The following is a 12,642-nucleotide window of genomic DNA, read 5'->3' as shown; positions in this document are numbered from 1 at the left end:
CCATCATGGCGACAACCTGCTGCGCTCTTGCGCCGTCAGCTGGCGCGTGGCCGATTCCGGCAGCGGCCCCAGGCCCAGCACGCGCACGGCGCTGCGCGGGTTGTAATCGGCCGCCTCGCTGCGCGCGCCATCCTGCGGCGTGGCTTGCGCGCTGTCGGGCGGCGCTTCGCTGCCAAAGCCCAGCACGCGCACCGTGAACACGGAGGGCTGCGCCGAACGGGTGGCGGCGCGCTCGCGCTGCACCACTTCCTGCGCCGCCGTGGCCTGTGTCGCCGCCGCGCTGGCGTTCGTCATGGCCGCCACGTTGACGGAAGCCACCGTCGGCATGCCCTTCGCTTCGCCCTTGACCTGGATATTCGCCGCGTTCATCACCTTCAGCGCAGCCAGGTTGACGTTGCCGGAGACGCGGATGCCCGCCTCGCCCGCATCGATGGTGCCCAGCGGGGCCAGCAAGTCCACGTCGCCGGCCGGCACTTCCGCGATCGGCGCCAGGGTGGCGATGCCGGCGCCCGTGCTCGGCACGTCGGACGACAGGGTCACGTTGCCCCAGTTGTCATACACGCGCTTGGGCGGCGTGTAGACGATGGTCGACTTCGAACCGCGCCCCGCGTTGATGTCGCCCTGCGACGACCAGCCCAGAATGTCGCCGCCAAACGTCGTCATGATGCGGCTCTGCCCCAGCAGGATGCTGCCGTGCGAGAACAGGTCGATATTCCCGCCGCCCTTGGTGATGACGCCCGAGGTGGCCGGCGGCGCCTCGCCTTCGATACCCAGCACCTGCTTGCCGCCCGGCGTCAGCAGCTCGATATCGCCGCCGAAATTCGTGTGCACGTAGCCGCTGCGGGGAACGATGCGGTCGAAGTTCAGCGAAATCGGATTGTAGGCGGCATACGTGCCGCGGTACATGACGATATCGCCCGCATACGAAATCGCCTTGCCGCTGGCGTCCGTGGCCGGCGCCAGGGCCGCGATGGCGTTGCGGCTGCGCAGGAAGCTGCCATAGCGCGAGCTGCCCGCATCGTTGTACTCGCGCCCGCCCGCCTTCAGTTCCGCGAAATACACGGTGCGGGCGAACACGCGCTGCTGCGGCTCGGGCAAGGCGAGATAAAAGGCCAGCGCTTCGGCCGCCGTGCCCTTGAAGGCATAGCGCTCAGCGAGCCAGGTTGCCAATTCGCTGTCGTACGATTTCACCACCTTGCCCGCTTGGTCGGCCAGCGGCACGCCCTTCTGCGCCACGTTCGCCGGGTCCAGATACGGCTTGACGAAGCGCAGGTAATCGAGGCCGGCCGCGCCCACGCCCGCCTGCATGGCGATGCCGGCGCCCGGACGCTTGTCGCCCGCCACGACGGGACCGAGGCTGACGACGCTGCCCTTGTCCTGCATCAATATGTTGCGCCCGGCGCTGATGTCCAGCGTGCCGGGACCGGCCACGTTGAAGGAACTGCCCAGGATGTCGCGCCCGGCCGAGACCAGCGATACGTCATATGCATTGTTGTGCACGAAAAGGTTGCTGAGAATCCTGAAGCGCCTTTCCCCGGTGGCGGTGCCATCCTGGGCTTCCAGCTGCGCCGTGCCGCTGCTGACGATATCGCGTCCCGCCTTCATCCACACGGCTTGCCCTCCCTCGTACCAGGTGATGCCCGCATGCGCGGCATCGGTGAACTCGATGATGCGGCCGCTATTCACGCCCACCAGGTCGCCCGTGGCGGCATAGATGCGGGCGGCCTGCGTACCGCTGTTCGCAGGGCCGGCCGAGGAATTCGGTCCGAAGGCAAACAGCGGGAAGTTCCATCTCGTTGCTGGCGCCCCCGTGCTTGAGACATTGGCAGCCAGGGGATCGGTCACGTAAGTCCTGATATCCCAGCCCGTAAAGCCAGGCTTGAACGGTGTAACGATGCTGTCGGCGGCGGCACCGGACTGGCTGACGGCATAGCCGCCCGCATAGATGGAATCACCGGCAAGCCACTGCAGCTGCGCATTGGGCGATGGCGCCAGCACCAGCGGATCAGCATAACTGGTGGCGCCATTCGAGTCGACAACTGCCTTGCCGTAATACAAGCTGCCATGCGGCGCCGCGGCCCGCACGATGGACGGGTAGACGATGGCCAGGTCGGTGGCCGTGCCAAGCGCCCCGCTCAGGGGAGTCATATTGCCGCCGGCAGAGAACAGGTCGAGCGCCGTGCGCGGCGTCCACAGGCTGAACCAGCTGTAGCCATAGCCCTGCTCTCCGGACGGGCCGGTGAATGGCGTGGCATTGGGCAGGGTCACGCGGCCGGGGTCGGCCACATCCTGCAGCGCCTGGTCGCCCAGGGTCGCCACGCTGAAGGTGGCGTCGCCGGGTACCAGGATCATGCCGCCGCGCGGCGTGGCGCGCGTGGCCGTGAAGGCATCATAGGCCCGCGTTTCCAGCGGTACGTGCTGGGTAGGCTGCGAACCGTACTCCAGCGCCAGGCTGCCCAGCTGTGCGGCCGACGTTTCCGCGTGGCCCCGCAAGTCGACCAGCGCGCCATTCAGATAGCCGCCACCGGGCGTGCTGGCGGGATTGAGCGCACCGCCCACGCGCAGGTCGAGGTCGCCGCCGCCCGTCAGCAGCACGCTGCCGTCGGCCTGCACGCGACCCGTGCTGCCCACGGCCAGCAGCAAGCCCTGCGAACGGGGATTGATGCTGGCGTTGTAAGAACTGCCTGTCAGCAGGGTCTGCACGCCCGAATCCCCCGCCACCTCGGCGCGCACATTGCCGCCGCCCAGGGTACCGAAGCCCGTAAAGCCCAGCACGGTGTCGGCCAGGGTATCGCGGCGCATATAGCTGCCGAAGTTGATCCACCACGCCGTCGGCTGGGCCGGGCCGCCCGTGGCCACGCCGCCGCTGCCCTGGCGCCACAGCCAGTTGCCCACCGGCACCGAATCGGCCAGGCCATCCTTGCTGACGGGACGTTCGTTGCTGGCGCTCGCCGCGTTGATCAACGAACCGCTCAAGTTACCCGCCACCTTCAGCAGCAGATTGCCGCCCTGGTCCGGATACCATGCCCGGTAGATGCTGTCGGCGCCGCCATCGACCAGGCGTTCATGCGCGCCGTCGGGGTTGCCCAGCACCGTACCGTTCGCATTGCGCGAGCGCGGCAGGTTGTACGGATCGCCGGCCGCCGTCGGCGAAGACGACATGCCCGCCGTGTACACGCCATACAGGCTGTCCATGCGCAGGTCGCCGCCGCTGACGAGGTCCAGGTCGCCCGTGCCCGTGCGCAGCACGCTGTGGCGCAGGCTGCTCGCCTTGTAGTCGAACGTGGGGTTCGGCGTGCCGCACCAGGTGGGATTTTCCTCGCAAATGGTGGGCCAGCCCAGCGCCACCGGATCGAGCAGGTCGCCCTCCTTGGTTCTGGGGTCGGCAAACTCTTCCGCGCCTTCTTTGGTCCACACGTAGGACACCCTCAGATCGCACCAGCTGGCGGTTTCGGCGCAGAACTTCGCAATCGTGGTGCCGTTCTGATTCAGAAATTCCTCGGAGATCGGTTCGCCCGCCACGATGCCTTCGATGCCCTGCTCTCCCGCTTCCTTGCTCCAGTACTGCACGCCCTTCGGCGGCACCAGCACGCCATACATGCCGTAGTGGCTGTCGGCCAGGCGCAGGGTGCCGTGCGCGGGATGCGCCTGCACGCTGCGCGTGTCGGCCCCGTCCAGGTCGGCGCCCGCCACCAGGCGCATGCCCCACGCTTGCGAACCTTCGGCCAGCATGGGCGCGATGGCCCACAGCTTGCCCTGGCTGCCCGCCACTTCCGGACGCAGCTCGATTGCCGCCACATTGGGCAACAGCTTGACGTCGGTGCCGGACGGGATCAGGGAGCCCACGGCCAGCGCCAGGTTGCCATCGAGTACAAAGACCGAGCGTTCACCGGCCACGCCAGGCAGCGGCACGCCCTTGGGCCAGGTCATGGCGCTCACTTTCACCGCTTGCTTGAGCACGCTGCCGGCGTCCAGACGCATGCCGGCCGTAAAGGTCTGCTCCGTGGCCAGCAAGGTGCCGGCCGCGTGGACGATATTGCCGGCGCTGTCGCGCACGGCGGCCGCCAGCACCGTGCCGGCCGGCACGATCATGGCCTGGTCCAGGGTCACGGCCACGGGCAGGCGCGTATTGGCCATCACATTGAAACCCTTGATGGGCAAGTCATAATTGAGCGCGATTCCGCCCGGGAACAGCGTGCCATCGGCCACGGTCACGCCCTTGCCCGGCACGATGACGTCGCTGCCATTGATGTCGCGCCCCGGCAGCAGGCGCCAGCCGTTTTCGTCCTTGGTGGCGGGCGGCGGCGCGAAGCCGTCGTTGATGCTGCCGTAGATGCTCAGGTCGCCGCCGGCGCGCAGCAGCAGGCTGCCCACCTCGCCCGAACCGCGCACGCTCGTCCGCTGGAAGCGGGGGTTCAGGCTGGCATAGCGCATGCCCGACAAATCCAGGTCGCCCTGCACCACCAGGTCGCCGTCCGCCGTCTTGCTGACGATATCGACGCCGGGACGCAAGTGCAGCGCATCGGCATACGCGGCCGTGGCCAGGCCAGCCAGCTTGCCGTTGCGCAAGGCCGTATTCGCCAGCGCCGCATCGATGAAGGCTGCGCTGTCCCCGTGCTTGCTGTCGAGATACGCCTGGTTGATCACCTGGTAGGGGCGGCCGCCGACCGACAGGTCGGGCACCGGCACGCCATTGGCGTCGGGCGCCATGGCGTAGGCCGCGTCGTCATAGCGCTGCATGGCATTGACGGCGATGGATTTCGCGCCGCGGATGGTCAAGCCGCCGCCGGCGGCGATGGCGATGTCGCCAAAGGTGGCAGCGTCAATATCCGTGCGCGCGCCGCCGCTGCCCAGGCGCGGCGCGCTCAGTTCCACCGTGCCGCGCGCGGCGCCGTCGTGTTCGCCCTTGCCCTTGCCGGCCACGGCGGCCGTGCCGTGGCGCACGTCGATCTGCGCGCCGCCGGCCAGGTTCAATGCGCCCTCGCCCGAGTTCAATTCCACCATGGCCCGGTTCGGGCTGTCGATGATCTTGCCATAGCTGTCGACGCGCAAGACCGTGCCATGCGCGTCGAGCACGGCGTTGCCGGCCAACGTCAATCCATGCTTGCCGGCCAGGCGGATGCTGCCCACGCGCTCGCCGCTGGCGTCGATCACGCCAGCGACGGCGAGACGGCCGTTGTCGACGGACACCTGCACCTCGCCCGCCTTGACCTCATTGCCGATGGTCAAGTCGCCCCGTTTCAGCTGGAAGCTGCGCCCGCCCGTCACGCCGCCTGCCGTCAGGCGCTGGTTCAGCGACGCGAACTGGCTGTCCAGGTTGCCGCCCGCGCCCAGGGTTTGCGCGCGCACGTCCACGCTGCCCGGCTTGTACGGCACCATGGTGCCGCCCGCGTCGTAGCTGCCGCTGGCGCCGCCCAATATCTTGCCCTGCAAATCCACCATGCCGGCCGCGCCATCGAGCGCCACGGCCTTCAGGCTGCCGGCGCGGTTGTGCTCGGCCGACAGGTCGATCACGGCGCCCGCAGCCTGGCGGATGTCGCCGGCGCGGCTGTCCAGGGTGACGTCGCCGCCCCAGCTGTACTTATCCACGTCGAAGAAGGTGCTCTTGCGGCCGGCCATGTCGATGCGTGCCCCGTCGGCTACGGTGATGTCGTGCTGTGCGCTGACGGTGAGCTTGCCGCTCGGCAGCACCACGGCCGTGGCCACGCTCACGCTGTCGCCCTTCAAGCTCAGCTGAGCACCAAGCCCATCGTTGTTCTTGACGGACGCGGCCGGCGTCACGCCGGCCGGCGCTGCCACCGTCAGCGCGCCGCCCGCCGTGTAGCTGTGCGTGGAACCGGCGTCGCCCGTCAGCAGCGGCGTGGTGATGTTCAGCTTGCCGCCGCTGTACTGGTAGCCCTTGCCCGCCTCGTAGCCGTCCTGCGCCTGGTAGACGGACAGGCTGCCCTTGTGGTTGGCCGTGACTTGCCCGCTGGCCTTCAGGTTAACATTGGCAAAGCCCTGCGCCAGGCGGTCGAACGAGGCGACACCGGCCGGCTGCGTGAACGGACCGAAGCCGAAATCGATGCGCTCCGCTTCCAGGTTCAGCGTGCCGCTGCCCGTGCCGGCGCCATGCGTAATCACATTGCCGGCCGGCGACAGGGCGCCGCCCCAGATCAGGTTGGCCGTGCGGATGGTGGCCACCGCGCCGTCGCCGCCCTGGCCGTACATGGCCGGCGTGGTCAGCACCAGGCGCTCCAGGGTGGACTTGCCCGTCGTCTTGTCGTAGGTATCGAGCACCACGTCGCCATAGAAATTGACGCTGTCGGCCGCGCTCAGCATCAGCGCCTGCAGGGCCGGCGCGCCCGTGCTGGTGTCGCCGCGCAGCAGGCGGTCCAGCACGCCCTGGTTCATGGCCAGGCCGCTGGAACGCGTGCCGCTGGCCTGGGCCGCCGCCAGCGCCTCGCTGCTGCCCATGTTGATGGCGCCCACCGCCAGGCTCAGGTTGCGCGTGCCGTAGCGGGCCGAGTTGTCCAGCTCGAAACTGCCATTCGTCGACATCAGCAAGGTGCCTTCCGAGTACAGGCTGGCCGTGCCGGCGCAGGCGTCGCCGCACACGCCGATGCTGATGCCGCCGCGCGCCGAACCGCCGACCGGAGCCACATTCATCAAGCCGTTCGAAGCGGCCAGCATGTGGATGCCCTCGTTGCTCTGGTAGATAAAACCGTCGCTGGAGTCATAGGCGGCCTTGCCGCGTCCCACCGTGTTGATGCCCGCGCCGGGTGCAACATCGATCAGGCCGGCGGTCCATTCCGTATTCCAGGGATCGCGCGCCAGCAGCATCACTTCCGGCGCCGCCAGGATGGCGCCGCGCCGCAGGTAGATATTATGTGCCTGCTCTGTGCCAAAACTGATGTAGTTGCCGCCCTGTCCGTAATTGATGATGGGCGTGGAACCGATGACGATGCGCGCCGCGCCGATCGCGTTCAGACTGCCGGCATGCAGCGTGACGCCGCCAAAACCCGGCGTGGCGGACGCGCCGTCGGCGATGATTTCAATATCCTCGGGGCCGCCCGCGATCACCGACACGGTGCCACCGAAGCCGCCCGTGGCCGCGCCGAACTTGCCCGTGCCCTCGAAATGGAAGGAGTCGGTGCCGGCGCCGGGCGCCAGTTGCAGCTTGAACGTCTTCGCATCGGCCGGCAGCAGCGGGCGGGGAATGCCCCGCGTTTGCGCGTCGGCCAGGGCAAACGCCGTATAGCCCATTTCGTTGTACTGCGAATACGTGCGCAAGACCTTGGCCGGCGTGAGTAGCAGCTGGCTGGCCAGCGGCGCGCGGATATCCGTGCCCGCGATCGACAGTGTGCCGGGCGCGGCCCAGGAACCGTTGCGCAGCGGCTGCGCCGGTGCGCCGCCACTCGCCTGCCCCGCCAGGCCGTTCAGTTCCACGCGGAAGGCGCCCGGCAGCAAGGCGTAGGTCGATGGCATCAACGTATAGGTGCCGGCGGGCAAGCCCGGCACGCCGCTGCCTAGCGTCACCTGCCGGCCCACGGCCGGGTCGGAAGCGCCCTGGTCGCCGCCCACGGGCGCCTGCGGCGCCTGCACGCCCGGCACGATGGCGTACACGGGATTCGTCGCCAGGCCCGGCAGGACAAAGCCGCCGTTCGCCCCTACCTGCAGCAGCGGATGGTAGCGCGCATCGGTGGAGCCGCCGCGGCCCGCGACGAAACCGGCGCCCGTCAGTTCGCCGCCGCCCGACAAGTCCAGCAGCGCGCCCGGCTTGACGGCCACGGCCACGCTGGCGATATCGACGCCGATACGCATGGTGCCGTTGGCGCTGCTGCCGCCGACGCCGAGAAACTCCGTCTTCTTGCCGTCGACGTTCCAGTTCTGGCCATCGGCCGTGCCGCCATACGGCATGGTCATGCCGGCGGCGCTGACGGAAGTGATACTGCCAGGCAAGAAATTGATGCTCAGGCTATTCTCGTCCGCGCGCAGGCTGAGGCCCAGGTTAAGCAGGCCCAGCGGCGCGCGCACGATGCCGCCCTGCTCGATGTGGGCGGCGCCCAGCTGCAGCATGCCAAAAGCCGAGTACGGCACGGCGGGAATGCTGTCCGTGCTGCGCGCGATGGTCAGGCTGCGCTCGGGGTCGTAGACGATATTGCCGTCTTTTATGCCCATGCCCACGCGCACGGCGGCGCCGGCGCCCGTGGCCGGATACAGCTGGGCCGCGGTGAGGGTCATGTCGCCAGGCGAAGACAGCACCGTCGACGGCTGGTTGCCATCCCAGCCCAGCGGCGACAGCAGGAAGCGCAGGTCGCCGCTGCTGGTCAGGCGCACGTCCTTGGCCACGATGTCGACCATGCCGCGCACGTCGATCAAGTCGCCCGCTATGCTGATCTGGCTGGCGACCGGCGACTCCCCCGCGCTGCCGGGCGTCGTATAGAAATCGCGGCCGGCCGGCTTGATGCTGGCCAGGCGCACATACGGCGCCGCCACGCTGACTTTCGCGCCGGGCTCACTGCCGGGCGACAGCAGCGGCGCACCGTACAGTTGGAAGCTTTGCCGCATCGTCAGCGACACGTCGCCATCGAAGCTGGCGGCGCCCAGCAGGGCCAGGTTGCCGAAACCGCCCGCCTCCACCTGCTCCACGGAAAAACGGCCATGACCGTACTGCAGCGTCTGCGCCCCGTCCCGGGCCGTCACATTGTCAGCCAGGTCGCTGGCCGCCTGGCGCTGCGTCAGCCGCAGCTGGCGGCCCTGCAGCACCTTGGGCGTGGCCAGCACTTTCAGGTATTCGGGTGTGCCCGTGGCCACGGACAGGGTGCCGCCCGCCGCGCCCGCGCCACCCGCCCTGGCCCGCAGCTGGCCATCGAGGTACAGGCCATTGTTCGACGCCAGCGCGATGCTGCCGCCCGCGCTGGCCACGTCGATGGCATCGCCATTTACGTCGAGCACGGCGTGCGCGCCGGACGCATCGAGCACGGCGCCGTCGCGCACGACGACGAACAGGCTGGCCGCCGAAGTGCTGCCCTGTGCATGGTCGATCTCGCCGCCGACGACGATGCTGCCGCCATCGAGCACCTTGCCGTAGCGCCGGCCCTGCGTATCCGTGGCGCTGACGGCGCGCGCGGCCACGTCCAGCACGGCGTTGTCGCCGATCCAGATGGAGCGGCCATGGCCGGCCGCCTCCACCGCCTCGGACACGGGCTTGTCGACGCCCACGCCACCGAGGCTGATCTTGCCGCCCCACGCGTTCAGCCGGCCTTCCACCGTCAGCTGGCCCACGCTGGACAGCTTGATGGACTGGCCCGCATCGACGCTCACCACGGCATTCTTGCCCACCAGCAGCTCGGCGGTGGCCATGTCGGCCGCGCCGGACTGCATATCGCCCACCTGCAGGGCCAGGCTGGCGCCCTTGCGCTGCGTCAAGGTACCCTTGAGCGGATTTTCCGTGACCTGTTCCGGCATCCACAGGGCCAGTTTTTCATTCTCCACCACGCGCAGCACGGGCATGCGCACGTCCACCTGCGTGCCGTCCGCCACCGTCACGCCCTGCTTGCCGACCAGGCTATAGGTGGAAAAACCCTTGTCGAAGAAGCCGCCGTCCAGCTGCACGGTTCCTGCCTCGGGTTTTTCAATGTGGCCGATCAGGATCTTGTTGGCCTGCAATTCCAGCTTGCCACCACCCTGCACGCCATGGCCGCGCACTTGCGCGCCTTCGCCCAGCGCCAGGTCGGCCTTGGCGCCATAGCTGGCCAGGGTCACGTTGCCGCCCTTGCCGCCCTGCTGTTTCGCCTGCGCCAGGATGGCTGCGCCCGAGCTCACGTCGAACAGGCTGCCATTGCCGATGCGCACGTCGCCAAACGCGCGCAGGGACACGCTGCCGCCGTTCACGTAAGGCAGGCCGGCGGCGGCCAACGGATCGCGCAGCACGTTGCTGAACAAGCCGCTGGCATCGAGCGTGACGCCGTCGGCCAGCACCAGTTTGCCCGGGGGCGCACCCGGATTGACGTAGGTATCGAGCATGCCCAGCGGGCCGATCTGACTCAGCACGTTGCCGGCCGCGATGCTGCCGCCATGGCTGCGCAGGCTGGCATTGATGGCCACGTCCTTGCCGAACAGGGTGATATTGCCGCCATCGGCCACCTGCAGCGCGCTGTCGACGGTGATCGCGCCTTTCGCGGCGATGCGGACGGCGCCCAGTTGCTGGCTGTTGAGTAAATTGGTATCGAGCAGCAGCTTGCCCTGACGCTCTGCAGCCAACACGTCGGCCACGTCGAGGCCGGCGGCGATGCCGTCCTGCACGTGCGTCAGTCGCACCTCGTCCATGACGGCCGACAACGCATGCTGCAGCACGCCCGTGCGCTTGTCGAACATCGGCTGATACTGGCCGACGATCAATTGCCCCCGCTGCGCGGCCGCGAGCTGCGACTGCTGGTAGCCGTCCAGCAGCGCCTGCGGCGCCTGCGCCTGGCGTTCGCCCTGGAAGACGTCGCCCGCGATGCCCCCTTCCAGCACGGCCGACCCCGTCGCCACCACCAGCTTGCCCGCGTCGCGGCCCACCGTGTAGCCGTTTTCAAGGCGCTTTTGCGCGGCGATCAATGGATTGGCATAGAAGGCGCTGGCATCCTTGCCCCAGCGCGCATGTTCTTCCTCGTAACCCTTGTACACGCCCGCGTAAGGCAAGTCGGCGGGCGCGCTGCCCGCTTCATACAGCTTGCCGTCCGCGCCCTTCAGCCAGGTCTGGCGCAGCGCGCCCGTCTGCACGTCCAGGGTGCCGCCCGACAGGTTGATGCTGGAGCCAAGCTGCGTGACGACATCCTTGCCGCCGAAGCTGACCGTGCCGCCCTGCGCCATCCATTCGCTGACGGAGTGGCCCTGCGTGCCCAGGTAGCCGGCCACTTCCAGCAAGCCGCCGGCCGTGTACCAGCGGTCGCTGTCGTAGCCGTTCGTGCCTTTCGGAACCAACACGAGCTTGCGGCGGTCCACCCAGATATTGTTGTTGATCAAGGCCTTGCCGTCGCGGTTGACGGGCGCATCGCGCTGTTCGTTGCCCTGCACGTTGATCTCGACATTGTTCGCCTCCATCGCCACCTTCACGCCGACGGCGCCGGAAACGTCGAGCTGGGCGCCGTCGCGCACGAGGCTGCGGCTGGCCGCGTTGACGGCGATCTGGCCGCCCGTGGCCAGGGTCAGCGAGTCGCCCATGAAGTCCACCGTGCCGGCGCTGCCGATCTCGATGCGCGACTGGTCGCGGCGGTCGTTCACGGCAAGGATGTTTTCCGTGGACGTCACGGCGGGGCCGCGCATGGCGTCGCGCTGGCTGTCGAGCGCCGTCGTCTTGCCGTCATCCTCGACCAGGATGGCCGTGGTGGCGCCGCGTCCCACGGTAACGGCAGCGTCGCTGCCCAGGGCATTCAGGTGGATGGTGCCGCGCGTGGCCGTGGTGGTGGTGGCGAGCAGCACGCCGTACTGCTGCACCGTGCGCCCGGCCAGGGTGACGTCGCCTTCGCGCGCCTGGATCAGGCCCGTGTTGACGACCTTGCCCGCCGTGCTGCCGGCCGCGAACTGCGGCGTGACTTCGCTGCCGCGCGTGGTCGACAGCGGATTGCCATCCGTGCCCACGCCTTTTTTAATGCTGAAACTGTCGCCGGCGGCCAGCAGGGCCTGGCCCTTGGGCGTGCCGATCTCGCCCGCATTGTGCACCTCTTTACCCAGCAGCATTACGTAACCGCCGCCTTCCGTGCTGCCCTTGGGCGCATTGGAGGCGATGCGCGCACCGGCCTGCACCTGCACCTTGCCGGCCGCATCCGTGAACGTCGTGGCGCCGGCCGTGCCGGGACTGTAGATGCCGTTCTTCTGGAATTGCGCATCGCTGATGCGCGCCGCGGCCGCCACCAGGCTGCGCGTGTCGACCTGGCTCGTGCCGTTGAAGACGATGCCGTTGCGGTTGACCAGCAACAGCGTGCCGTCGGCCTTGATCAGGCCCTGGATCTGGCTGGGACGCGCTTGCGGATCGTTGACCCGGTTCAGCACGGCCCAATCCTTCTGCTGCTGGAACGTCAGGGTCGTATCCTTGCCCACGTTGAATGTTTCCCAGTTCAGGATAGCCTTGTCCGCCGTCTGCTGCACCACCACGGCCGTCTTGCCGTTCGCGACTGTCTGCACGGGACCCTGGGCGTTGAGCCAGCCAGCCGTCAGGCTGTTGGTGTCGACCTGCAAGCCGCCTTTTACGAGACCATCGGGTGCGCCGGGCACGCCGCTCGCCGCCTGGCGCGCCTGCGCCTGGGCCGCTTGCTGCGCGGCGATGGCGCGCGCAGCCAGGTTCAGGTTGTTGAGCGAGCGCTGCAACTGCTGGTTCGCCTGCTGTTGCTGGCCCTCGGGACGGCTGCCCAGCGGCAGCGGCTGGCCATTCGGCAGGCGGCCCGAGGTGGCCGCCGTATTTTGCGCCGCGCCCTTGGCCGCGAACCAGCCGCCGCTGAATGCCTGCTGCGCGCGCGCCGGCGTGGTAAAGGCGCCCGCCATCAGCATGGTGGTCAGTGCGTAGGCGAGCGGCGTGAGCCGCAAGCGGCTGCCCAGCGTGGAGGACCGCTGCGCGCCCGTGTCAACGGTGGGGACTGGGCGCTGGGCAGTGTGAAGCTTGGTCATGGCAATGGTTTC

1 protein-coding gene is annotated in these 12,642 nt (G+C 68.7%); it reads right to left on the bottom strand.

Annotation, left to right across the window (positions count from 1 at the left end):
- Positions 1-3: 3 nt before the first annotated feature.
- Positions 4-12,630 (bottom strand): filamentous haemagglutinin family protein, encoded by a 12,627-nt coding sequence (locus JAB1_RS08035; RefSeq protein ID WP_083299611.1) that lies wholly within the window; start codon positions 12,628-12,630, stop codon positions 4-6.
- Positions 12,631-12,642: the final 12 nt, after the last annotated feature.

Source organism: Janthinobacterium sp. MP5059B (genome assembly GCF_001758645.1).
In the GTDB taxonomy this organism is placed as follows: domain Bacteria; phylum Pseudomonadota; class Gammaproteobacteria; order Burkholderiales; family Burkholderiaceae_D; genus Janthinobacterium; species Janthinobacterium lividum.
This window is presented reverse-complemented; position numbering and strand designations above follow the sequence as displayed.